Genomic DNA, 24,551 nt, shown 5'->3' with positions numbered 1-24,551 from the left:
TTGCGCCGGGTGGCCGGGGCTGGGGCCGTGCCACGCGCCCCCGCCGGCGACACGAGCCGATCTCACCCGCCCGCGAAATCGAGCAGGATCTTGCAGCTTTTCTCGGGATTGCGCTCGGCCATCTCGAACGCCTGCGCGATGTCGCGAAAGCCCACCTTGTGCGTAACGATGTGCTCCGGCTGGATCAGCCCGCGAGCAATCCAGTCGATCACCTGCGGGAACATCGCGCAGTTCAGCCGCGATGCCGCGAGCGTCAACTCCTTCTTCGTCAGCTCCGCCTGCACGATCGCCGACGGTTCCGACGAAAACCCGAGCACGCCGATCCGGCCGGCCGGCGCGGCGATCCGCACGGCCTCCTCGAGAATCGACGGATGGCAGACCGCATCGAAGATCAGCGTCGGGCCGCCGTCGACGCCGCGCTTTTCCAGCGCGTCGGGCAACGACTCGACGCTCGTGTCGATGATTTCGTCCTCGGCCGCGCCGCACTTGCGCGCGAGCTGAAGCCGTGCATCGAGCCGGTCGGTAATGAATGCGCGAATGCCGTACACGCGCTTGAGCACCTGCAGGATCGTCAGCCCGACCGTGCCGGCGCCATAGATCAACGCGACGTCGCCCGGCAGCACGCCGGTGCGCGACGTCGCGTTCGCGGCCACCGCGAACGGTTCAACGATCGCCGCGCAGGGTTCGGCGATCGCGTCCGGAATCCGGTACGCATTGCCGGCCGGCACACACGTGTACTGGCTGAAGCCGCCGTCGCGATGCACGCCGAGCACGGTCAGGTGCCGGCAGACGTTGCGCCGGCCGATCGTGCACGCGTGGCAATGCCCGCAGCTGATCACCGGATCGACCGCGACGGTCTCGCCGAGCCGCGCGGCGTCGACGCCCGCGCCGACCGACTCGATCGTGCCGACGAACTCGTGGCCGATGATGCGCGGATACGACACGAACGGATTCTTGCCGTGAAAGATGTGCAGGTCCGACCCGCAGATGCCCGCATAGCGCACCTTCACGCGCACTTCGCCGGCTGCGGGTACGGGCAGCGGCACTTCGCGCACGCCCATGCTGTTCGGACGATCGACAACGACGCTCAACATTTCGGTTCTCTCCTTCCGGTCTTCGGCGCTTACCAGTTCCACATCGATCCGTCGCGCAACCGGGCGACCGGCAGGTACGCGCGCTCGTACGGGTATTTCGCGGCCAGTGTCTCGTCGATGTCGACGCCGAGGCCCGGCACGTCGTCCATCACGAGATAGCCGTCCTCGAAGCGGTAGCTGTGCGGAAACACTTCGTCGGTCAGCGCGCTGTGCGGCATCAGTTCCTGGATGCCGAAGTTCGGCGCCCACAGCCCGAAGTTCACGGCCGCCGCCATGCAGACGGGCGACAGGTCGGTCGCGCCGTGGAAACCGGTGCGCACCTGGTACATCGCCGCGTAGTCGGCGATGCGCCGTACGTGCGTGATGCCGCCAGCGTGCACGATGGTCGCGCGGATGTAGTCGATCAGCTGGTCGCGGATCAGGTCCTTGCAATCCCAGATCGAGTTGAATACCTCGCCGACCGCGAGCGGCGTCGTCGTGTGCTGGCGAATCAGGCGGAACGCGTCCTGGTTCTCCGCGGGTGTCGCGTCCTCGAGCCAGAGCAGGCGATACGGCTCGAGATCGCGGCCGAGCCGCGCGGCTTCGATCGGCGTGAGCCGGTGATGTGCGTCGTGGAGCAGGTGCGGCGCATCGCCGACCGCGTCGCGCACCTTGCGGAACAGTTCCGGCGTGTGGCGCAGGTAGAGCGCGGTGTCCCACGGCTCCTCGGGCGGCAGCCCCTTCTCGGCGGGCTCGTACGCGCCGGCCGTCTTGCCGACGCCGTACACCTTGTCGAGCCCCGGCACACCGGACTGCACGCGGATCGCGCGGTAGCCGGCGTCGATGTGCGCGCGCACCGCGTCGACCGCTTCCTCGTGATCGCGCCCGTTCGCGTGGCCGTATACCATCAGGCCGTCGCGGCTCTTGCCGCCGAGCAACTGATAGACGGGCATGCCCGCGAGCTTGCCCAGGATGTCCCACAGCGCCATGTCGATCGCGGCGATCGCCGCCATCGTCACGGGCCCGCGCCGCCAGTACGCGCCGCGATATAGGTATTGCCAGATGTCCTCGATGTTGCGCGGGTCGCGTCCGACGAGGCACGGAAACACGTGGTCTTCCAGGTACGCGCGCACCGCGAGCTCACGCCCGTTGAGCGTCGCGTCGCCCAGGCCGTAGACGCCTTCGTCGGTCACGATCTTCACCGTCACGAAATTCCGGCCCGGACACGTGACGATGGTCTGCAAGCGTTCGATTTTCACTGCGCTCCTCCAGCGGGCGTTTCAGTCGACAAAGTAATGGGGCGCGCGGCTGCGCACTTCCGGCAGATGCGAGCCGATCCGGTCGACGTGCGACGCGACCGATGCGCCGAGCAGCGCCATGTTGCGCGACGCGATGTGCGCAAGGATCTGTTCGTGTTCCTGCAGCGCGCGGCGCGCGTGATCCTCGACGCGGTCGAGCAGCAGCCAGCGCACACGGTCGAACTGGCGCTTCATCGGCTGCAGCATTTCCCACACGTGCGGCCGACCCGCGAACGCGAACATCCGGCCGTGCATTGCCTCGTCGAGATCGAAGAACGCTTCGACGTCGCCCGCGGCCACCGCCTCGCGCTGCGCGTCGATGATCCGCGACAGCTCCGCGAGCTGCGCCGGCGTGATCTTCTGCGCGAGCTCGACATGGTTCGCGCATTCGAGCGTGCTGCGCGCGAAGCGCCCTTCCTCGAGGATCGACACCGGAATCGGCGCGACCAGCGTGCCGACCTTCCGGATGATCTGCACGAGCCGCTCGTCGGCGAGCTGCGCGAACGCTTCGCGCACCGGCGTGCGGCTGACCTTGATCGTCGTGGAGATCACCGCCTCCGACAGCGCGGTGCGCGGCGGCAGCGCACCGCGCACGATCGCGTGGCGCAGCAGCGCATGCACCTGCTCCGTATACGACCGGCTCTCGTCCAGCGAGAACCCCTGCAACGCCGTGACCACGACGTCCGCTTCTTCCAGTGCTGCCGTTTCGCTCATGGTTGCGATGGATCCGACTTGATATCGATGCCTACCATGGTACATAAGCAGTCGATTTCAGGCGATCTAGCGTTTACACCGATAACTTCGCGCTAAAACTCGAAATAACCTGCACGCATTCCATCATCTACCATGGTACAAACCGTTACCGACCGTCATGCTATCTGCCCCCGATTTTCTGCGCACTGCGCCGCCCGGCACGGGCCGTCCCGGTTATGACCGGCAGGCGGTTCGCACGGGTATCGTCCATCTCGGCCTCGGCGCGTTCCATCGCGCGCACCAGGCGCTGCATACGGAGACGGTGCTCGAACAGGGCGACCTGCGCTGGGGCATCGTCGGCGTCGAACTGCGGCGGCGGCATACCGTCGACCTGCTCGCCGCGCAGGATCACCTGTATACGGTGATCGAACGCGATGGCCAAGGCGCGCGCGCGCGCATCGTCGGTGCGGTGCACGACGCGCTGTTCGCGCCCGAATCGCTGCCCGCGCTACTGGCGCTGATCGCCGATCCGGCCGTGTCGATCGTCAGCCTGACCGTCACCGAGAAAGGCTATTGCCGCCGCCCCGGCGGCGGTCTCGATACCGACGATCCTGCGATCCGGCAAGATCTCGCGACGCCCGGCACGCCGCGCACCGCGCTCGGCGTGATCGCGGCCGGCCTGCGCCTGCGGCCGGCCCATGCGCCGCTGACCGTCGTCTGCTGCGACAACATGACATCGAACGGCGACACGCTGCGCGCGCTGCTGATCGACTACGCGGAACGCATCGACGGCGCGCTCGCGCGGCGCATCCGCGACGACGTCGCGTTCCCGAACAGCATGGTCGACCGGATCGTGCCGGCCGCGACGCCCGAATCTCTCGACTGGGCGCACGCCCATCTCGGCGCGCGCGATGCGGCTGCGATCGTCTGCGAGCCGTTCTCGCAATGGGTGATCGAGGATCGCTTCGCCGGCCCGCGCCCGCGCTGGGAAGACGCCGGCGCGCACCTCGTCGGCGACGTGCGGCCCTACGAAACGATGAAGCTGCGGCTGCTGAACGGCTCGCATTCGGCGATCGCGTATGCGGGACAGTTGCGCGGCCGCGCGACGGTGTCCGACGCGATGGCCGATCCGGCGATCGCGGCGCTCGTCGACGGCGTGATGACGCGCGACCTGCTCGCGACCGTCGACGTGCCGTCCGGCTATGACGCGCACGGCTATTGCGCGACGCTCGTGCAGCGCTTCCGCAATCCGACTCTCGCGCATCGCACCGAACAGATCGCGATGGACGGCACGCAGAAGGTGCCGCTGCGCTGGCTTCCCGCGCTCGCCGAAAGCGCGCGGGCCGGCGTCGAGCGGCCCTATCTGGAACGCGCGCTCGCGCTCTGGCTGCACTACCTCGCCAACGCGCGCGACGAATCGGGCCGCGCGCTCGCGGTCAGCGATCCGGGCGCGGCCGCACTCGGCGCGGCGCTGTCGGCAGCCGGCGATGCCACCCGCGCGGTTCGGGCTGCCCTCGGCAGCCTCGCGCTCGCCGGTTCGGCGGCATGGCCCGATGCAGTGATCACGCGCATCGGTGCCCATCTCGCGACGCTTCGCGCGAGCGGCACCGATGGGCTGCTCGCACCGTTGTACGCGCGCTGAACGACCGCTTACCCCGGTTCGCTGGACTCCTGATCGAACCGCGCAGTGCCCTGCCCGCCGACGCACATGCCGACGCGGCAAACGATCGACAAGACAACCATGACAGCCGGCCCACCGGCACGAAGGAGACGGACATGAAGCAGAAGTCGCAGGCGTGGTTCACGGTATTCCTGCTGTTCCTCGTGTATGGCATCAACTATCTCGACCGCGTCGCGCTGTCGATCGTCGCGCCGATCGTGCAGACCGATCTCGGCATCGACGCCGCGCAGATGGGCCTCGTCTTCAGCACGTTCTTCATCGGCTACGCGCTGTTCAATTTCATCGGCGGGCTCGCGTCCGACCGGCTCGGGCCGAAGCTCGTATACGTGCTGTCGGTCGGGCTGTGGTCAGTGTTCTGCGGAATGACCGCGCTCACCGTCGGCTTCGTGAGCCTGCTGATCGTGCGGCTGCTGTTCGGCATGGCCGAAGGGCCGCTGTGCTCGGCCGCGAACAAGATGGTCAACAACTGGCTGCCGCGCGACGCCGCCGCGACCGCGATGGGCCTGCTCAGCGCCGGCTCGCCGCTCGGCGGCGCGATCGCCGGGCCGATCGTCGGCCTGCTGGCCGCGCAGTTCGGCTGGCGACCGGCGTTCTGGATCGTATGTGCGATCGGGCTCGTGTGGGTCGTCGTGTGGATGATGTCGACCTCGGACCGTCCGGCCACGCCGGTCGGCGGCGCAGCGGGTGCGCCCGCAGCGACACCCGCCGCTGCGCCCCCCCACGCAGGTGCCGCCGCCGGCCCCGCAACGCCCGCACACACGCTGTCGCACTACGTGCGCCAGCCGCGCATCCTCGCGACGGCCGCCGCGTTCTTCAGCTACAACTACGTGCTGTTCTTCTTCTTGAGCTGGTTCCCGAGCTACCTCGTGCGTGCGCACCATCTGAACATCAAGGAGATGAGCGTCGCCACCGTCGTGCCCTGGCTCGTCGGCACGGTCGGCCTCGCGTGCGGCGGCGCGATCTCGGATGCGCTGTACCGGCTCACCGGCAACCTGCTGCTGTCGCGCCGGATCGTGCTCGTCACCTGCCTGCTCGGCGCCGGCGCGTGCGTGGCCGTCGCGGGCGCCGTGCAGTCGACGCAAGGCGCGGTCGCGCTGATGTCCGTGTCGCTGTTCTTCCTGTACGTGACGGGTGCGATCTATTGGGCGATCGTGCAGGACGTCGTGCACCCGGCGCGCGTCGGCGGCGTCAGCGGCTTCCTGCATTGCATGGGCAGCCTGTCGGGCGTGATCGGGCCGGCGGTGACCGGCTTCATCGTCGAGCGCAGCGGCTCGTTCGCGTCCGCGTTCGTGCTGGCCGGCGCGATCGCACTCGCGGGCGCGGTGCTGGCCGGCGTGTTCGTGCGCAACGCACGGCCGTCGGAAGTGCTGCGCGAACGCACCGCACACTGACCTTTCAAGGCTGACGAAGGCCGCGCGGCGCCGCATGAGTCAGCACCGCGCGGCCTTGTCGTTTCATCCAATCATCGCACCCTCGAATATCTCCCATCCGATATCGCGATTTCCGCTGTCGATCGCGCGCCTCTAGACTGGCTACGCGATGGCGACGCTGCGCAGCGGCACGCCCCCACGAAAACGATATGGGAGAGTTCGATGTCCGACCGGGATGCGCGCCGCGGCGCGCTCAAGACACTCGGCCTCGCGGCCGCCACGGCGCTGCTCGGCGCCGCGCGCACCGCTCAGGCTGCGACGCCCGAATCCGGCGCGCTGCTGGCCGGCGGCGCGACGCGCCTCGCCGACCTCACCCGCCGCCTCGCGGCCACGCCGAGACGACGCGACTTCAAGACGGTGCCGATGATCGTCGAGCGCCCCGATCAATGGGATCACGCGGCGCTCATGGAAGTGATCGGCTATCGCGGCGGCCCGAAGCAGGTGTGGGACAACACCGAGCTCGCGGCCCGTGGCTGAACCTGATGCGCAATGCGCTGAACGCGCAGGTCTGGGGATTCGGTCATCCGGACTTCCTCGTCGTGTCGGCCACGCACGGCGCCGCGCATCTCGCGCTGTTCGACCCGGCCGCGTGGGACAAATACGGCCTCGCGACATTCGCCGGCGCCGCGTTCGCGACCAACACGCTGCTCGCCGCGGAACCCGCGCAGTCGAAAGACGCGCAGGATCACGAACTACCTGATGGCGCGTTCTCGTCGCACGACAACAGCATCGCCGCGCTGCAGCAGCGCGGCGTCGTGTTCCTGGCATGCCACAACGCGATCTGGGAGCTCGCGGAACGGCTCGACCGCGCGAATGCAAATCCGGACAAGCTCCCGCTCGACGCGCTCGCCGCCGACCTGACCAACCACGTGATTCCGTCGGCGATCGTCACGCCGGGCGTGGTCGGTACGCTGCCCGAGCTGCAGCACGCCGGTTTCACTTACGCGAAGTGAGGCGCCCGATGACATCGATCCGCACGCGTTCTCCGTGGCGACGCCGGTGGCTCACGGCGCTGTCCGCCACGCTGGCCGCGCTCTGCTGCACGTCGGCGCTGTCGCTCGCTGCCCCGGCCGATGCTTCAAACAGCGTCTTTCCGCCGTGGCAGGACGGCCGCAACAACGACGCGACGAACCGCGGCCTCGAATTCACGGTGCCGCAGGTCGACGTGCTCGCCGATTTCCACGGCGACCTCACCGCGCCGAAGCTCGTGCTGTACGTCGGCGGCAACTACTTCTTCGTTATACAGACAGGTTAAAGACCATAGATTGAAGTCTGTAGCTCACCCGCACATAAGCAGGTATGGACGTTCACCCCGGAATCGGAAGCGTATGGACGTCGGCCGCGAGCGTATGTCTTTGTGACAGACGAGTAACGGCGGTCCCGGCCCAGCCTACGAGCGTTAGGCAACAGATCCGAATCGACCGACAGCAACCCTCTCGGGTTTTCCATTCCTCTTTTTACAGATAGGGGCGAGTTGCCAAAGCCGGCGCGTCAGACGTTCGAGTGTGTGCAACTGTGGTACCGCCCGCAGGGCGGCTGTCCACACCCTTGTGGTGTGGGCAGCAGAGTTGTGCATACGGGGACCTTGCAGTGCACCGTCATCATGACAACGGCCATTGTTACAGATGATGCTGCTCGTTCTCGAGGAGCGCACTCAATCGGTCAAAACTTCTGCTCAAGTTCAGCGACGAACTGGCTGGCTGTAATGTCCAAAACCTCACACCAGCTACATAGCTCAATAACATCCAGCCGGCGCTCGCCGCACGGATATCTGGGCGCGCATTCGCGCGTAAACTCGCTTGCTAAACCAGCATGTGCGGTATGTTGTACATCTGCGCCGTCCAAGTGCTGGACCGTCGACCGTACCCGCATGTTGCTGTCGACCGCCACAGCCGGCGACAAATCCCTCGAACCAGACTCGAATCTTCCTAGCCATAGCGGGAACGACAATTATGGTGAGTGATAGTAGGTACACCGTGCTCGTGCTCGACCAGCCGACACCTACCCTCTTCGTCGACTATGACGGCACGCTCCACCGGGGACACGCCGCTCTCGACCAGAACGGCGATGTGTTACTGGATTCGGGACATCCGCTGTTCGAATTTGCTCCTTTGCTGGCGGAAATGCTCGAGCCGTACCCGGACGTACAGATTGTCCTGACAACGTCTTGGCTCGACACACTACCGCTCGACCAGGTCGTCTCGTACCTGCCGGCTGCGCTTGCCAGACGGGTCGTGGGCACAACTTGCGGCATCAAAGCGCGCTTTGGGTATCTGATGGACGGGTCGGCACGGACCTATATCATCAGGTTTTACGTGTTCGCGAAACGCCTGAAAAATTGACTGGCGATTGACGACTCAGTCTACGGTGCATATCACCTGAGCACCGATTTCCTCGACCTGAGTCCGCACCTGGTCTTGCTCGACGCCCAGCGCGGAATTGGCGACGCGCAAGTCCAGCAGCGCATCCGGGAGTGGCTGGTCGAAGTGCATCCACCCTTGAGTTCCTAGCATCCAGCCGATGGTCCAGCGACTGCAGGAGGTGGTGGGCAAGCTGTACAAGCCACCGGCGGACGGTGCACGCCAGGTGTTTGCGCTGTCGCGCCGCGACGCCGAGAAACTGCCGCGGCTACCGTCGGTTGCCATCATCTCGGTCACCGCACCGGAGCGCCCGCCCGCCAGCCTCGATGGCTTCGCCCATCTGCTTCGCCTGAGCTTCGCGGACGTCGATTTCCTGAGTCCGAGTCTCTCGGAGAAGGCGCGGGAAAAGCTGGGGGAGGCGTTCACCGCAGAGCAGGCTCAGACGATTCGCGCGTTCGTCGAGGCCCTGCCTGACGAAGTCGTGTCGGTGGTCGTCCACTGCGAAGGAGGTTGCTCGCGTTCATGTACCATCGCCTTGGCGCTCCACCAGCTATATGGCTATCGCGCGGAAATCGAACATCTTTCTCAAGCCAACCCCTCAGTCGTTCGCACGCTGATAGGAAATGACCGTAAAGCTCATCGCGAGCGGCAACGGGCCCGTCGTTGAGACGTTTCAACGACCACGCCCGTTGTCCTGCAACAGGCAGCGACGCCCCGTCATGCCTTTATTGAGCCAAGAGTCTGTGACGCCACCAGCTTCGGCAGTGGCTCACATTTGCATTGGCACAAATCGTTCTCCAATGCGACCTGCTTACCCATCATCGTCATCGTGCGCGGTGAGCCGCCGCTTATGATGACGCCCGTCGTACCACAGGCGGGGCACTGAACAGGGGCGCCCAGATAAGCGAAAGGTTGGCCTTGCAACGAGGTCCCAGCGATACCGTCAACCACGACACCGTTGCGGTCAGTCTTATCGCCCTGACGAATGAACCGTCGGCTCATACCGGAAGCCCCGTGGACGAAGCCTCGGCATTGCACGCACGTTCGATATTTGCGGGCCACACCGGTTCGCGGCAAGTCAGTTGGGCGAACCACTGCATCAGGGAGAAAATGAATGCTGGAAGTGCGCCAATACCCATTACCAGCCACACCATCGGATTGCGCGAGTTAGTCAGGGCAGACCAGCCTTCAAAATTCAACCTAAGCGAATTGCGCAGGGAGGCTCCCCTCGGCAGAAACTCTGTCACGGGCGGCACGGAAGCGGGACCTTCCTCCATAAACCGCCGATAAAACTCGAAGTCTTGGTAAAGGATTTTCATGACCTCCCGGCCTCCCACACTGCTCTCATCGAATGCCATGACGACTCGTGTTCCTATCGAAAAAGTGTCCCTAACCAGTCCCTTGTCGTCAAGAACAAGGCAGCGAACCATACGCGGCGTGGTACGCGCGAGGCCCTGTCTGGGTTTGCGTTCAACGTACAGGAAAGCACTATCCCAAGGTACTGACACAACCCCGCCAGGGCCATTGTGCCTGAACGCATAAATCATCCGGTTGCGCCGGTCAAAACGGACGGGTTTGCTGATGTAGTTGAAACAGTCGCGCGTCAATGCCCAAATGCCAATCCCCGAGAAGCAAAGCCCGACAAACAGGAAAAAGCCCAGCGCACCGTACATGAAGCCCTGTTGTCCTCGCTGCTCGTAGATTGGAGGTACATGAGTCAGCATCCAAAGTAGGGCCGCCGTGAATGCCAACGAACCGAGCCCTGGCAGCATAAAGGCAAAAACCCCCCAGCCCTTCTCCAAGTAGGTTCCATCGCGGACCTCAAGACAGGTATCGCTCATCGAGAATACGGAACGGTCGTCCTTGGGCGTGTCAGATGCAGGCTGTCCGATTGCGAGACGAGCACCCTGTTCTTCCTCGCTGACCGGCCGATTCAGGCGGTACCACGAGAGTCCATCAAATGCCATCTCTTTTCTCCATCACGAAAGCATTGCCGCAAATGCCTTTTGGTCTTCGGCCAGAGTCGGAAACCGGTCTTTCGCCTCTTTCAACTTATAAAACATCGTTCGAGCTACTCATCCACTTTCTTTCCTTTGAAGTAGTTGTGCCGCAGGCCGGACACTGAACGTGTGGCGCCCAGATATGAGAAAGGTTGACCTTGAAACGAGGTCCCTGCGATACCGTCAATCACAGCCCCACTCCGGTCGGTCTTATCGCTCTGACGAATGAACCGTCGGCTCATGCTGTAAGCCCGTTGGATGGCGTCACAGCGTTGCACGCCCGCTCGACTTCCTCGGGCCACACCGGTTCGCGACAGGTCAGTTGCGCGATGTAGTAGGCAACAGCCAGGGCGAGTGTCGGTACCGCTGCAATAACCGTCATCAGAGACATAACCAGACTCCCCGACTTCAACAGGTCCGATGCGCCGTCGAACTGCAACTTTAGCGAATTTCGAAACGAGACTTCCGTACTGAGAAACTCGGCTACCGGAGGTACGGCAGATGGCCCCTCTTCCATGAAACGCCGATAGTATTCAAAGTCTTGATAGAGTTCTTCCATCGCCTGCTGTCCAGCCGGGCTGTTCTCGTCAAATGCCAGCTCTACGTATTTTCCGACGGAGAACGTCCCGACAACCACCCCCTTGTCGTTAAGCACAAGGCAACGGACCACACGAGGCGCGGTTGCCGCGAGCCCAGCTTTTGGCTTGCGTTCAATATACAAAAATGCGCTATCCCACGGAACTGAGAAGACGCCGCCTGGCCCATTGTGACGGAAGGCGTATATCGTGCGGTCCAGGCGGTTAAACCGTATCGGCTTGCGAGTGTAATTAAAGCAATCGACGAGAAGCGCTCGCACTGTTATTGCGAGCCCTCCAATGCCAGCCAATGTGAAAATGGTCAGCAGGAAGTAAACAATACCCTCCTGCCCTTTTTCCCGGACAGCGATTGGCATGTGTGTCGCTATCCACATAAACATCGCGACTAGGCACAAGAAGAGGAGACCAGCGGTAGAGAATGCCAGTAACCCCCAGCCTTTTTCACGATAAAGGCCATCACACACCTCAAGGTAGGAATCGGTTGCTTTGAAGGCCGTCCCAACACTCTTTGCACTATCAGTGCACCGTTCGTTGACATACAGTCGTGCTGATGACTCCGTATCCGTTACCGGTCGATTTAGTTTGTACCGGGAGTGTCCGTCGAAAGCCATACTGGTTCCATTCAAGAAAAAATTGCTGTAAACGCCTTCCGATCTTCTTCAAGGCGCTCAAATCTTTCACTAGTCGCCTTGATACCGAAATAGCATTGCTCTAGCCAATCGTCCACTTCGCGACTTTTGAAATAATTAATCAATACACCGATAAGAGCAGCGAGAAGGAGCAACGGCAACGTCAGAACACTTCCCAAAAACGCGGCAACGACCAAGGCTCCTCCGATAAGTGCCGACGTGGTGTAGAGCGCAAACATAAGAATATTTCCGTGCTCCAGTTCGTCGTAGGCATGGTATGCATCGATAGCCGCCGATACTAACCCGACTATAGCCCCACCGAACCTGCCCACGATGGCTAGGAACCGCCCAACCTTGGCCAAGCTCTCGGAAAGCTTGACGCCCACCTTCTCCATCTGCTCAAGCGCGGATGAACCATATTGTGCGACGCCCGCTACGAGCCCACCGACTGCATTGTCGAACTTGATGCCAGCTTCCGTCTGATTGAACCGATTCGCTTTCTTCAACTCCTCACGAGCGAAACGAAGATTGATTGCACCGAATATCGCACCAATACCCGCAAACCCGGGTTCTCCCTTCGTCATAAGCCGGAACTTCGGCATGTAAATCGTCTCGACCACTTCAGACGTCAGCGTCGCACCGGCCAACTTCTCGAAGCCGGGTTTGGCCTTAACGTTTGCCAGGGCGGCGGCCTCCGTCGCAGGGCTTTCGACTAGCACGAATTGCTTCGCCTTAATTTCCGGCTCGGCACTTCCTCCTACGGTGGCCTTGTCCTGAAGCTGTTTCTTCAGGTCCTGCACGCTAATTTTCTGCCGACCCGGCATCATTTCCTGCATCTGGCGGGCGACGTAATTCACCCACTGGTTTACCGACCCGTATACGGCCTTAAACTCGAACAGCTGTTTCGTCCGCATGCACAACGTGACATACAACGTCTTCGCCGCCGCAGTCTCCACGCCCGTACTGACCGCTTGAACGACTGGCCCACCGGTCTCGTGCAACAGTCGCGCCAGGGATTTCGCGACGGCAACCTTAATGCCCTTGTCCTTCGAATCCTCCACCTGCTCTATCTTGCTGTAGGACTCGATGAGCTTCGCCACAAACTCCCTCAGTTCCATGTACGGGTAACTGGACGCTTCCTTGACCTTCTCGGCCAGCACCGGGCTATTTAAGACGAACGCGCGCAGCAGCGGGTTGCGGGTATCGGATACGCTTCCTTGGGCCCACTTGACGAGCACGTCAATGGTTTCTTTGCGGTCCGCCGAGCCTTCGATGCACCGAGTAAATGTGTTGGTATAGTTCAGCCCGCAACGCCAGCTTCCCGACTCGTAGTCGAATTCGAACACATTGAGAAGCGCGGGACTGGAAAGCCATACCTGATGGTCTTGCGATAGCGGCACAAGCGTACTAGTTTGCTCCTGCCTCATGTCGTTTGCCATCTTTTGCCGAAAGTCGACGATGGCCTGCTGCCGATAGTGGGTCGTATAGGGCTTCCATGCCTCCGGTCCGGCCGTTGCAAGCTCCGCCGTCTTCTTCGCCTCAATGCTTTTGAGTTGCTTCTCAAGCGCCTTGCCACCATCGAACAGCGCTCCGAGGCTCATACCCTCATAGGCATTGGCTTCTAACATACTGGCGCCACGTTCAACGTCCTCTTTCGCCGATACCGCGACCGCTTTTTGCAGCGCACCGATTGCGCTGGCGGCCCAGATGCCGTGTTCATACGGTGCAAGCGCAGCGCCGAAAGCGACGCGCTGCTCGAAGTTGAGCTCCTGCGTGATACCGACCGGGTCCCACAATGCGAAGAACAGCCCCTTGTCCGGCAGGATGGTATCCATCGCCTTTTTCAGGGCCGGCTGCTGCCCGGCACGGTCATGGTACGGAAAGCAACCGGTAACGAGCGCATCGGGACGGCCGCCCTGGTATTCGCTCAGCAGCCCCTCGAGATGGTCCAGGCTATCCGCGTGCGGCTGGTTCATGCTGCCGTTATACCAGGCGGTCGCATCGAACTTCTGCATCCGCTTGTCACGACAGCCCATGAAATTCTTCGCATAGGTGTCGCGGACCTTCTGCGTCCAAAGCTCATCGCTGAACGCCAGATACACGGCTCCGGCATGTTCAGCGTCTTCAATGGTGATGCATTGGGCCAGTTGCGCATGCCCGGGTTGATGACAGCTGAACGGCTTCTCGAAACTACGGTCGAGCTTGATGCCGACCGGATAGTCGTACAAGTATCCTTCCGCCGTAACGGCATATATCTGCCACCGCTGTGTTTTCGGATAGAAGATATACACGTAGCCATAGCGCAAAGTGCGCAGCGTGTACTTTGCCTTCTTGAGCGCAATGCTGACAACGCCGTCGCCAAACTTGCCGCCCATGAGCGACATCGCGCCAGCAGAGCTGTGGGCCTTCGAGTTGGCCACGGCCCCGTAGCGGACGGGCAGAATCGGCAATCCCTTCTTCTTGCACATATTGCATGAATTGGGCGCGCGCGAGCTTGTCTGCATCGCGGACTGCGTGAGCTGGGAAATACTCGCAAAGTTCGTGTCGAGTGCCATTCTGTATCTCTCTCGTGCCCCCACTCGGGCTTATTGATATTGGATGCTCTCGCGCGCAATCGCTTCCCAGTCTGCTGCGCTCCAGTTCGCCACCGCTTCAGCATACGGGCCTTTCCGCGGCGCCTGCAGAACGGCCCGAACACGCGGGTGACGGTCGAAGTACGGGGAGACGAGTGTGCCGTGAAGTGCAAAAGCAAGCAGGTCCCCGCCAGCGAGTCCATGAGCTTCGCCTTTTGCAAGCTGCGCATCGAGCAGTGCCGGAATTTCGGGACGCGGCGCCGTACCATTGCGCCGGAGCAAGTCAAGCGTGCGCTGAACCAGCTCGATGCGCGCGATTCGTGCGTGCTGGTCCGCCGTAACAGCGAAGGCTGCGTCCAGTTCGGCGGCGCCGTTGACCACCGTCCAACCGCTCATGGGGTCGAGGTACGTCCACGATGCAACCGGCCCCAGAAGAGCACCCATCTGCTCAGCCTTCAAGATGCGACCCAAGTGCGGAAACACGCGCGGGTCGTAGTAGCGGAAGACCGCATCGCCCGAAGTTGGCGCCCGCAGTATCAACCGGTCCGCCAGATGGTGCTGTAGCCGGCCCGTCGCCTTGCCGCATTCGACAATGGCGCAAACGACCGGCGGCAAGCCATTCTCCAGGTCCGATTCGGCGCGCTCTCTCAACGCTGGCAATTGCAGTTCGGGATGCTCGGCGCAGTACAGCACGGGAGCCACGCCCTCGAGCTCGGGACGAGCCGCGGGAACCAACTCACCGACTTCATAGACCGGCGGCACGCCAAGCAGCTCGAGCTTCCCGTTGACGACTTCAACGATAACGTAGTGAACCATGCTGACCGCCCTACACGAGTGCCGAGCCGGCCTGCGCTGCGGCTGCGAACTGCTGGGCGCACGACTTTGAAGGCGCAAGCTGCGCCGATGCGTTATCGCCCCCCGGGCCATCGAAGACGAGTGGACTGCCCTTGACCTCGACCAATCCCGGCGCATGGATGAAGATTTTGCCGTCGGCGATGCGAATCGTTGCGCCGCCGGCGGTGAGGGTGATTTCCTTCTGGGCCGTAACATTCACCGAATCGGACGTGGACACGACCTTCACGGTTTTGTCTGCCGTAAGTTCGATGTTGTCCGACTGCGCCTGCACTTCGACCTTGCCTTTGCCGGCAAACAGCTTGATACCGGCGTTCTGCACAAAGAAGCTCAGTTTCTCGCCAATGCTGGCAATCCATGACTTGGCCGCCGACACATAGGTGCTCTCGCCGCTGACCAGATTGACGTGCTGGGTGGCTGCTGCGTGGAGTGATTTCTGCGTCGACAGTCCCATGTCAGCCGGGCTCGCGAGCAGCATGACGGGTTGCGAAAATGCATTGGCGCTTCCGGTGCCGCCACCCGCTGTCCTGCCGCCCGCCATAGAGCCCTGCGCATCGCTCTGCGTCGTCGCAGCGAAGTCCTTGATGGCGTCCTGTGCGTCGTCCAGGGTCTCGGCCTTGCCGTCAGCTGCCGCGAGTGAGCGATGCTGAATCACGCCGCTCGAATCGATAAGGTGTTGCGTGGCTTCCTTCACATCCAGCGGCTGACTCGACGTACCGCCGCGGGCGTAGGTCGACACGTAGAGCCCGCGTCCGGCCCGCAGTGCGCCTGACGCCTCGGTCTTCAGTTCGAATCCCGCTCCAAGGTAGTTGCCGCGCGTATTGCCGCTGTGGTCGATGAGATAGCCGATGTGCAGATACGAATTCGCCGTCGAGCTGAAAAGCTGCGCCCGGTTCTGCGACGTGGAATCGTCGAAGACGAGTTGATTGAAACCCTGCCCGCTGTACTCCTGCGACTTGAAACCGGACAGCAGGCCGTTCGAATGCCAATGTGGCGTGTTGACAGCGTGAAAGAGCACTCCGCTGACGACCGGGCGGTCGCAATCCCCGTCGAGGTAATTGACGGCCACTTCCTGCCCGATTCGCGGAACAAACACACCGCCGAACCCTTTGCCGGCGTGCGGCAGTATCACCCGCATCCAGCACGATGACGTCTCGTTATTGCTACCCAGACGGTCCCAGTGCATCTGCGCCTTCACCCGGTTCAACTCGTCCGTGTACACCTCCTCACCCGCCGGTCCCACGATAGTGGCCGTCTGCATGTGCATGACCGGCTTTCTGTGCTCGAACGGGCTGCGGAATGGCACCGAGCGGCGCTGGACCTCGATTTCGGCCAGCACGAAGCTTTCATTACCTAACGGGTCTTTGGACACGAATGCGGCCTGCCGGTCCTTGTATTCGGCACGCAGACGCGACAGGCGCCGCTGCAGGCTACCCGGGAAGGGACGGCTGTTGCCCAGCGGCAGATTGTTCTGGATAGCCCAACGCACGCCGAGAATCGCGAACTCGCGGTCCTCAGGCTTGTCTGCTTCGTGCTCGGGATGGTCTTCGAGCGTGAACCATCGACCGGCGTCCATGCACGGCACACTGCCCACCCCGAAAAACCGTTTGCTGCGCGAGGCCATCTCTTCAAGTCGAATTCGCATAGCGCGCTCGCCACGGTCGTAGGACTCGCCGGTAACCGGAAAGCTATAGTGGCCCGCATATTCGTAGACTTCCAACTGCTGCGGGATATCGCCTTGGTCGACCGTAGACCGGTCCGCCCGCTGCAAAGCGCGCGTTGGACGTTTGTAATCCGCCGTGCTGAACGCATATCCGACGCTTTGCGTCGTACGCTCGCCGCTCCATTCGACGAGTGTGCCGGCCTGACCGTCTTGGTCGCCGCGGTAGAACGGTACTCGCTGGGTAGCGAGCGCCTTGCAATTGAAGAGGTCGTCGGTCACGACAACCGTATGGGACTTACCGTCCTCGGCATACTCCACGTACGTGAACCACCCCTCTGACTCCATCAGCCGATGGACGAAATTGTGGTCGGTTTCGTACTGGGTGCAATAAGACCGCACTGCGCCCGGGTCTTTCGTGTCAACACGGAAGTGGCCCTTTGCCTGCATGTGGCCGCTGAACACTTCAGTCAGGATGTCGGCAGTCGTCAGGTCCTGGAAGATGCGCGCATCCTTGCGGTACTGCAGAAAGCGCATCCACGATGAAAAGGAAAGCTGGTAGTAAACGAGTCCCCCGTCCGCGCCGAGGCGTCGCGTGGCATAAACGTAGCCGTGCCAGGGCAGGTAAGACTCGTCGGCTTGACGCACCCATAACGTGACAGGTTGCGCCATCAGGTTCTTCAACTGGAGCGCTTGCTCCCGGGAAACGACGTCGACTGTGAGCTCGAAATCCCGGCCCACGCGAGATTCACCGATAACGCGCTGCGGCAAAAGCACTCTTGCCCCGAGAGGAGTGTCCAGGATGAGCGTCCGGTTCGTCTGCTCGATACCCGCGTCGAGCATCAACGCGTTGGGCAACCTACCCATATCGAATATCTCCTCGGGAAATTAACATGCACATAAATCGAAAGGACAAAAGGTCAGACGAGATTTTGACACAACGACCTTCCCGATTTGATAACAAACGTAAAAACAGCAAGCCTGCAATATTTTCCGAGTCAATGCACCGCAATCTCTCTCCTCGGGAGCATTGGTATTTTTTACATCACCCCAACGTACAGCAATCGCCCAGTACCATCTGTGATAAAAGCGAACAGTTCCCGCGCGTATCGTCCTTCATGGCGTGAGGGCGCTCACATTCTAAAAAATGCGCACCAAATGGACCTCCGCACAATCGCGTTGAGTTATTCAATTTTTCGAAAAATATAACGGCGAAAAATAAGCAACTGTCAGAAATTACTGGTCACGCAAATTTCGTCATGTGTCGCCGCCCTGCCCCGGCGACGTGATTGAACTCCATTCCAAAAGTTGATTCCGGAATACCGCGGCCGCATCTACTCGGAAACGACCCCGCCCGGCCTGCTCGTGAAGCAGATTCACGCGGGCGGTACGATCACCGTCGGCAACATGACGTGGACGGTCGAGCCCGAAGCGTATTTCGCCGGGCTCGGCAAGATCGACGAACTGATCGCGGACGGCACGCCCGACGGTCCGGCCGTACCCTACGTGACCAACCAGTTGACGATCATGGTGCGCGCGGGCAATCCGAAGCACATCGCGTCGCTGAGCGATCTCGCGCGGCCCGACGTGAAGCTCGCGATGCCGAACCCGGCGTTCGAAGGCGTCGCGCGGCAGATCCGCGCATCGCTCGTGAAAGCCGGCGGCGGCGATACGCTCGCGCGCACCGTCTACGACGACAAGGCGCGCGCCGGCACGACCGAACTCACGCACATTCATCATCGGGAAACCGCGCTGTTCCTGATGCAGGGACGCGCCGACGCCGGCGTGCTGTGGCAATCGGAAGCGGCGTTCCAGGAACAGGTCGGGCATCCGCTGATGCACATCGACATTCCGGCCGCGCACAATACGACGGCGATCTATGCAGGCGCGATGGTGAAGCACGCGCCGCATCCGGACGCCGCACGCGCGTGGCTCGCGTACATCCAGTCGCCCGAGGCGTTCCGGATTTTCGCGCGCTACGGCTTCGGGCAATATGACGCGACGGCACCGACACCGCAGCTTGCGCCACGGCAGGACCGGCCCGACGCGGGTTGATCGCGCAATTGCGCACGCCACAAGACAGACAATGAGGAGGGGACCCGTGAACGATTCGGGCGACACACCGCGACGCCGGTTCGCGCCGCTGCTGCTCGCCGCGGCAGCGCTCCTGGCCGGCAACGCGCGCGCGGACGACGTCGCGCTCGGCAAGACCATCGCCACCCGGGGCACGACGACGGGCGTGGCTGCATGCATCGGCTGCCACGGTGCCCAGGGCGAAGGCAACGCGGCCGCCGGCTTTCCGCGGCTCGCCGGCACACATGCCGCCTATCTTTCGGCTCAACTCGCCGCGTTCGCCGACGGCAGCCGCCAGAATCCGGTCATGCAGCCGCTCGCGAAACTGCTGTCGCCGCGCGATCGCGACGCGGTCTCCGCGTACTTCGCGAGCCTGCCCGTGCCGCCCGCCATTGCCGCTTCCGACGCCGCGTCGATCGACCCGGCGAACACCGGCGCGTGGCTCGCGACGCGCGGACGCTGGTCGCAGGGCCTGCCCGCCTGTGCGCAATGCCACGGCGCGGGCGGCCTCGGCGTAGGCACCGCGTTTCCGCCGCTCGCCGGCCAGCCGGCCGCGTACATCGCGGGCCAGTTGAACGGCTGGAAGCGCGGCACGCGCGCGCCCGGCCCGATGGCGCTGATGCCGATGATTGCCGGCAAGCTGTCCGACGCCGATATCGACGCGGTGGCCGCCTACTATGCGCGCGGCGGCGCCGCGAACGGAGAACAACGATGATCGACCGCTCGGTGGTGGTCCGCGGCGCGCGTGCCGCGCTGCTCGGTACGGCCTGGCTGCCCGCGCTCGCGTGCGCGGCCGCGCCGCAGGACGCCCCGGCCGCCGCTTCCGCTTCCGCCTCCGCCGCTTCCGCCTCCGCCACAGCCACCGTTCCCGCGACGACGACGACGGCGAAGCCGTTCACGCCGCCGCCCGAATCCGCGATACCCGCCGACGACTTCGGCAAGACCGTGAAGCTCGGCGAGCAGATCTTCCTGCACACACCCGAGCTCGCGGGCAAGTACGTCGGCAACAAGCTGACCTGCGCGAGCTGCCACCTCGACGCGGGCCGCCGGCCCGATTCGAGCCCAATGTGGGCCGCCTACCTGCTGTACCCGGCCTACCGCATCAAGAACGGCCACGTGAACACGTTCGCCGAACGCCTGCAGGGTTGCTTCAGATACAGCATGAACGGCAAGGCGCCGCCGGCCGGCGATCCGATTCTCGTTGCGCTCGAAACCTATTCGTACTGGCTCGCGAAGGGCGCGCCAGTCGGCACGAAACTGCCCGGCCAGGGTTTCCCGAAACTGCCGCCGCCCGCACAAAAAGCCGACTACGCGCGCGGCGCCGCCGTCTACACGCAGCACTGCGCGCTGTGTCACGGCGCGGACGGCCAGGGACAATCGAGCGGCGGCAAGCCGGTCTTTCCGGCGCTCTGGGGCGCACGCTCGTTCAACTGGGGCGCGGGGATGGGCGACATCCGCAACGCGGCCGGCTTCGTGAAGGCCAACATGCCGCTCGGGCTCGGCGGCACGCTGACCGATCAGGAAGCGTGGGACGTCGCGACCTTCATGGACAGCCACGAACGCCCGCAGGACCCGCGCTTCACCGGCTCGGTGCAGGACACCCGCGCGAAATTCCACGACACGCCCGACTCGATGTACGGACGCGAGGTGAACGGCCGCGTGCCCGGCGCGCCATGAGACCTGGCCGGCCCGGGCGGCGCCGCTTGCACCATCACGGACGCCAGCGATACACGACGAGGCTCGACCCGTTGTAGTTGTCCTTCGTGATCACGTATTCGCCGGTCGAGCGCAGGTACGCACGGATGCCGTACATCGAGTCGACGTCGTTGCCGACGTCCATCGCCGACGTGTTCGAGTTCGTCAGCGTGGTGACGAGGCTGCCGGTGTTCAGGTCGAACACGTCGACGTTCGGCACCGTGTGCACGTAGCCGACGAACAGGTAGTGGCCGGCCGCCGCCATCGATTTCGGATTCGCGCTCGTCAGGTTGATCGCCACGTTCGGCGTGCTCGTGTTGCCGGCCATCCAGCCGCGATAGACCTCGATGTGCCCGTTCATCGCGGTCCAGTCCCAGCTGCCCGAGATGCCCTGCGCGAGGATCATCGTGTCGCTGTCGGCCTGGTAGATGATCCGCGTGAGCGGCAGCACGGTGCGCGGAATCGGAATCTGCACCGGCTTGCCCCATGTCGGCTTCCCGGCCGCGTCGAAACCCGTCATCGGATAGTGGGAGATGTTGTTGGTGCGATCGAGCCCGGCCCACACGTCGCCGTTGTCGTCGAGCGAGAAACCTGCCGTTACCTGCAGCGTCGTGTTGAACGGCTTGCCGGGAATCGAGCCGTCCGGAATCGCGATGTAGCCGCTCGCGCCGTTGAAGTGATAGAGGTTGTAGTTGCCCGGGTTCTGCCCGGTCGCGACGAGCATCCGGGTGCCCTTTACCAGCGCCAGCTGGCCGAAATGCTGGCCGCGCTGGTAGTCGTTCATGTCGAGGCGCGGGTCCTTCGGATAGCTGAACGGATCGATCGTGTTCGCGACGAACGTGCCGCCCGCGGTGCCGGTGTACACGTTGTTGCCGCTGTAGAAGAACGCGCCGTCGGTCGCCGGATCGGGCGCGGCGGCACCCTCGAAGTTCAGCGCCTGCAGCTTCCATTGCAGCGCGCCCGTCGGGTTGTACGAATGCAGGTCGGTGCTGCCGTTGCGCCCGAGATCCCAGCCGCCGCCCCACGCGTTGTTCAGCACGTACAGGTTGCCGGCCGCGTCCTTGCCGATGCCTGCGACGCGCGTGAAGCGCTTGTCGCCGACCTGCCCCTTGATGCCCGACGTCGTGTCGAGATAGCCGCCCTGCACGCCGAACGTGCCGAGCTGCACGGGCTGGCCCACGAGCGCGTAGATCTTGATGTTCATGTCGGGGCCTTCGTCGCCCACCAGCAACTGCCCGCGCGGCGCATCGAAATACAGCGATGCCGGCCGCGCACGGGCCGCCATCTGGATCGTGCTCATCGCCGTGCCCGTCGGGCTGAACTGCGCGACGACGCCCGCGCTCTTGCGCGCGACCCACAGGTTGCCGGCCGCGTCGAGCGCCAGCGCGCCGGGCCCCGATACGCCGATGTCGCGCTGCCACACGCCGTCCGTCGTGTAGACGCGCACGCGATTGCCATAGAAGTCGCTCACGTACAGCAGGTTGCCGGCCGTCGCGAGGCCCGTGATCACGTCCGCGTACTGGATGCCCGTCCACGTGCTGACCGGAATGCGCAGGTCGCGCTGGTTCGTGCTGCGGTTGTAACGGCCGACCGAGCCGCTGCCGAACGTGCGGTTGTAGCCGAGCGCGACGAACAGCGCGTTCGCATTGCCGGTGATCGCGCCGCCCTGGAATTCGTCATGGATGCCGATCGTGCCGAGCGTCTGCCCGTTCTGGTAGATCGCGACGCCGCCCGCGTTCTCGTCCCAGCGCGAAGCCGTATAAATCACGCCCTCGGGGGCGACCCACAGCGAGCGCGCGCCGTTGCCGACGTGCGCGGCGAGCGTGCCGAACGTGTTCGCGAGCCAGTCCGTCGTGTATTGCGCTTGTGCGTGACTGACCGGCGCCAGCATTGCCATGCACAATCCAAGCAATGCCGCGCGAATTTGTTTCGATAACATGAATGATGCTCCCGGACGATCGTTGTTCGACACTCTAATCCGCCGCGTATGAAATATCGGTGATTTTTTCAAGAACCGGTTCAATTACCGTGCAAACGATTCATTACGTTCCCTTACCGCACGACGCGAATTGACCAGCGATGGGGCATGCCGGGGTCACCACCGTGAAACCCGTCAACCAACGCCGTTGCGATCCGTCATTACCGGCACTTTGTTCCGGATTTCCTAATGCTCGCACGTCATTTTTTCTGACATGCGAGCATTGATTTTCATTTCCAGGAAACCGATTCGATTATTACAAATCGAAATAGAAATGAAAGAGAAAAAATATTATCCGGCGCACGCAGCCTTGCCGGGTAAATCGTGAATATATGAAATAAGGCAGTGTGCGGCGGAATGCCGTTGCCGATGAAGATGCGGACGAGGACCGGGATGTACCGCGCGTGCGGCGAAGGGAAGTGGGCAGCGGTGAATGAGCACGGCCGCACGCCAGCGGGGGGCGGCCGGTTAAGGTTAGCTCGCGCTGTCGAGCGTCGGGCCGTCCCGGCCGTCGAGGTACTTGGGCAGCGCATCGACGACGTCAATCACGCGCTGCCGGTGGAACAGATGCATCCACGTAACCGGCGGCCCGCATCGAACGCGAGCCCCCGGTCATGCGCATGCCATCAGAACTTCTGACGCAGCCCGAGGCTGACGATCGCCTGCGATCGCGAGTCGGACGAGTGGCCGTTCGCCTTGTCCGACACCGACGCGGTCGCCGCCACCGGCCGGCCGAGCGCGTCGAGCGTCGTGCCCGACGCATGCTGGTACGCACCGAGCAGGTACACGCTGGTGCGCTTCGACAGGTCGTAGACCGCACCGAGCGTGACGTTGTGATACTGCGCACGGTTGTCGATGCCGTCGACTTCGCTGCCGCGCGTGTAGCTGTAGCCCGCGAACAGTTGCGTCTGCGGCTGCACGTTCCAGCGCGTGAACACGCCCGCGACGTTGAACGTCGCATGGCCGCTGAACAGCGACTGGGCACCGCTGCGGTACTGCACGTTGCTGTAGTTCACGCCGACCACGGCCGGGCCGAAGTCGTACGTCGCGCCGGTCGCGATGATCTGCTGCGACTGCGCGCTCGCATAGCCTTCGTTGATCGACGAGTTGAACAGGCCGTCGTCGGTGCTCCGCCATTTGCCGGCGGTCGGGTCGGTCGCGCCCGTCTTGCTGTTGTCCGAACGCTCGTAGCCGACGCCCACGCGCAGCGGCCCTGCCGCGTACGCCGCGCCGACGCTCCACGTGTTGCGCTGCTTCATGCTGCCCGGCTGGCTGCCGAAGCCGTACAGCGCGCCGAACGTGAAGCCCGCGTAGTTCGCGCTCGTGTACTTGATCGAGCTGTCGACGCGCGCGGTCTGGTCGAGGTCGTCGATGTCGCCCGGATGCGCGCCGAAGCCGCCGATGAACGACGACGGGCCGACCGGGCTCACGAAGTCGTCGAGCGACGTGTACTGGCGGCCGAGCGTGACCGTGCCGTAGCGGTCGCTGCCGACGCCGACGAACGCCTGCCGGCCGAACTGGCGGCCGCCCTGGCCCGACGTGCCGTTGGTGATGTCGAAGCCGTTCTCGAGCACGAACAGCGCGCGCATCCCGCCGCCGAGATCCTCGGCGCCCTTGATGCCCCAGCGGCTGCCGGACAGGTTGCCGGTAGTCAGGGCGACGTCCGAGCGCCCCGTATAGGCGCCCGGCGAGCCGACCCGTTCGTTGCTGCGATAGGTCACGCCCGCATCGACGATGCCGTACAGCGTGACGGAGCTTTGCGCGGAGGCGATGCCCGCGAGCGAGAGCAGCAGCGGTGCTGCGATCAGTTGCTTGTTCATGATTTTTTAGCGTCTCCGGGCGGTGAGCCCGTTGTTCTATGCGAGTAGCGCGTGCGGTCGGCGAGATGCGCCGGCATGGCGAGGCCGGCAGCGTCCGCACACGGGAACGCGCGCATGCGAAACGCGCGCGCGACGTCGCG

18 protein-coding genes and 4 pseudogenes are annotated in these 24,551 nt (G+C 63.5%); 9 read left to right on the top strand and 13 right to left on the bottom strand.

The features are described from left to right. Nucleotides 1-62: 62 nt before the first annotated feature. The 3 genes from DIE12_RS07705 to DIE12_RS07695 are packed head-to-tail and all read right to left on the bottom strand — an operon-like array spanning nt 63 to nt 3,085. Nucleotides 63-1,094, bottom strand: coding sequence for a Zn-dependent oxidoreductase (locus tag DIE12_RS07705; protein WP_124488656.1), 1,032 nt, complete (start codon nt 1,092-1,094; stop codon nt 63-65). A gap of 29 nt (nt 1,095-1,123) precedes the next feature. Then, nucleotides 1,124-2,332, bottom strand: coding sequence for a D-mannonate dehydratase ManD (manD, locus tag DIE12_RS07700; protein WP_124488657.1), 1,209 nt, complete (start codon nt 2,330-2,332; stop codon nt 1,124-1,126). 21 nt (nt 2,333-2,353) lie between these two features. Then, nucleotides 2,354-3,085: a GntR family transcriptional regulator gene (locus DIE12_RS07695; protein ID WP_124488658.1), complete on the bottom strand. Its 732-nt coding sequence runs from the start codon at nt 3,083-3,085 to the stop codon at nt 2,354-2,356. 157 nt (nt 3,086-3,242) lie between these two features. Here DIE12_RS07695 and DIE12_RS07690 point away from each other — a divergent pair, with 157 nt between their 5' ends. From DIE12_RS07690 to DIE12_RS07670, 5 genes and pseudogenes are all read left to right on the top strand, one after another. Continuing rightward, complete coding sequence (locus tag DIE12_RS07690) at nt 3,243-4,706, top strand: mannitol dehydrogenase family protein (RefSeq protein WP_124488659.1); 1,464 nt, start codon at nt 3,243-3,245, stop codon at nt 4,704-4,706. Nucleotides 4,707-4,840: 134 nt separating this feature from the next. Further along, the gene (locus tag DIE12_RS07685) at nt 4,841-6,136 is read left to right on the top strand and encodes an MFS transporter (protein WP_124488660.1); all 1,296 of its coding nucleotides are present in this window, start codon (nt 4,841-4,843) and stop codon (nt 6,134-6,136) included. 201 nt (nt 6,137-6,337) lie between these two features. After that, nucleotides 6,338-7,128, top strand: a pseudogene (locus DIE12_RS39030) (transcriptional initiation protein Tat). Between the two features lie 8 nt (nt 7,129-7,136). Beyond that, nucleotides 7,137-7,418, top strand: a pseudogene (locus DIE12_RS07675) (ABC transporter substrate-binding protein); the annotation flags it as partial. A gap of 733 nt (nt 7,419-8,151) precedes the next feature. Beyond that, nucleotides 8,152-8,517 (top strand): HAD domain-containing protein, encoded by a 366-nt coding sequence (locus tag DIE12_RS07670; RefSeq protein ID WP_124488661.1) that lies wholly within the window; start codon nt 8,152-8,154, stop codon nt 8,515-8,517. A gap of 15 nt (nt 8,518-8,532) precedes the next feature. On the opposite strand, the gene DIE12_RS38550 is transcribed toward DIE12_RS07670, so the two are convergent. Further along, the gene (locus DIE12_RS38550; RefSeq protein WP_259645653.1) at nt 8,533-8,667 is read right to left on the bottom strand and encodes a hypothetical protein; all 135 of its coding nucleotides are present in this window, start codon (nt 8,665-8,667) and stop codon (nt 8,533-8,535) included. A 28-nt stretch (nt 8,668-8,695) separates the two neighbouring features. Between DIE12_RS38550 and DIE12_RS07665 the strand changes: the two genes are divergently transcribed. Continuing rightward, nucleotides 8,696-9,202, top strand: a complete 507-nt coding sequence (locus tag DIE12_RS07665; protein ID WP_124488662.1) for a hypothetical protein — start codon at nt 8,696-8,698, stop codon at nt 9,200-9,202. A gap of 50 nt (nt 9,203-9,252) precedes the next feature. On the opposite strand, the gene DIE12_RS07660 is transcribed toward DIE12_RS07665, so the two are convergent. From DIE12_RS07660 to DIE12_RS07630, 6 genes are all read right to left on the bottom strand, one after another. After that, nucleotides 9,253-9,537 carry a PAAR domain-containing protein gene (locus DIE12_RS07660; protein ID WP_124488663.1) on the bottom strand — a complete coding sequence of 95 codons (285 nt, stop codon included), beginning with the start codon at nt 9,535-9,537 and terminating at the stop codon, nt 9,253-9,255. After that, nucleotides 9,534-10,502 carry a DUF6708 domain-containing protein gene (locus tag DIE12_RS07655; RefSeq protein WP_124522682.1) on the bottom strand — a complete coding sequence of 323 codons (969 nt, stop codon included), beginning with the start codon at nt 10,500-10,502 and terminating at the stop codon, nt 9,534-9,536. The genes DIE12_RS07660 and DIE12_RS07655 overlap by 4 nt, the downstream gene beginning before the upstream one ends. Before the next feature lie 271 nt (nt 10,503-10,773). After that, nucleotides 10,774-11,487 (bottom strand): DUF6708 domain-containing protein, encoded by a 714-nt coding sequence (locus DIE12_RS07645; protein WP_260426201.1) that lies wholly within the window; start codon nt 11,485-11,487, stop codon nt 10,774-10,776. Between the two features lie 266 nt (nt 11,488-11,753). Next, entirely contained in the window at nt 11,754-14,315 is a 2,562-nt protein-coding gene (locus tag DIE12_RS07640) for a T6SS effector BTH_I2691 family protein (RefSeq protein WP_124488666.1), read from the bottom strand. A gap of 30 nt (nt 14,316-14,345) precedes the next feature. Further along, on the bottom strand, nt 14,346-15,149 hold the full coding sequence (locus tag DIE12_RS07635) for a DUF4123 domain-containing protein (protein ID WP_124488667.1): 804 nt from the start codon (nt 15,147-15,149) through the stop codon (nt 14,346-14,348). A 10-nt stretch (nt 15,150-15,159) separates the two neighbouring features. Continuing rightward, on the bottom strand, nt 15,160-17,712 hold the full coding sequence (locus DIE12_RS07630; protein ID WP_124488668.1) for a type VI secretion system Vgr family protein: 2,553 nt from the start codon (nt 17,710-17,712) through the stop codon (nt 15,160-15,162). 447 nt (nt 17,713-18,159) lie between these two features. On the opposite strand from DIE12_RS07630, the pseudogene DIE12_RS07625 reads away from it, so the two are divergent. The 3 genes and pseudogenes from DIE12_RS07625 to DIE12_RS07615 form a co-directional block, all read left to right on the top strand. Further along, a pseudogene (locus DIE12_RS07625) lies at nt 18,160-18,900 on the top strand (substrate-binding domain-containing protein); the annotation flags it as partial. A 46-nt stretch (nt 18,901-18,946) separates the two neighbouring features. Further along, nucleotides 18,947-19,633 (top strand): c-type cytochrome, encoded by a 687-nt coding sequence (locus tag DIE12_RS07620; RefSeq protein ID WP_185641004.1) that lies wholly within the window; start codon nt 18,947-18,949, stop codon nt 19,631-19,633. Further along, nucleotides 19,630-20,595, top strand: a complete 966-nt coding sequence (locus tag DIE12_RS07615) for a c-type cytochrome (protein ID WP_124488670.1) — start codon at nt 19,630-19,632, stop codon at nt 20,593-20,595. Before DIE12_RS07620 ends, DIE12_RS07615 begins: the two co-directional genes overlap by 4 nt. A 34-nt stretch (nt 20,596-20,629) precedes the next feature. Here the strand turns inward: DIE12_RS07615 and DIE12_RS07610 are convergent, their stop codons facing one another. The 3 genes and pseudogenes from DIE12_RS07610 to DIE12_RS07600 form a co-directional block, all read right to left on the bottom strand. Further along, nucleotides 20,630-22,552 carry an SMP-30/gluconolactonase/LRE family protein gene (locus DIE12_RS07610; RefSeq protein ID WP_124488671.1) on the bottom strand — a complete coding sequence of 641 codons (1,923 nt, stop codon included), beginning with the start codon at nt 22,550-22,552 and terminating at the stop codon, nt 20,630-20,632. A gap of 513 nt (nt 22,553-23,065) precedes the next feature. Next, nucleotides 23,066-23,164 (bottom strand): annotated as a pseudogene (locus DIE12_RS07605) (aldehyde-activating protein); the annotation flags it as partial. Nucleotides 23,165-23,217: 53 nt separating this feature from the next. Next, nucleotides 23,218-24,411: a porin gene (locus DIE12_RS07600; protein ID WP_124488672.1), complete on the bottom strand. Its 1,194-nt coding sequence runs from the start codon at nt 24,409-24,411 to the stop codon at nt 23,218-23,220. Between the last annotated feature and the right edge of the window lie 140 nt (nt 24,412-24,551).

This window comes from Burkholderia sp. Bp9015 (genome assembly GCF_003853505.1).
Taxonomy (GTDB): Bacteria; Pseudomonadota; Gammaproteobacteria; order Burkholderiales; family Burkholderiaceae; genus Burkholderia.
Note: the sequence above shows the minus strand (reverse complement) of the source record. Positions and strands in the feature narration are given on the sequence as shown.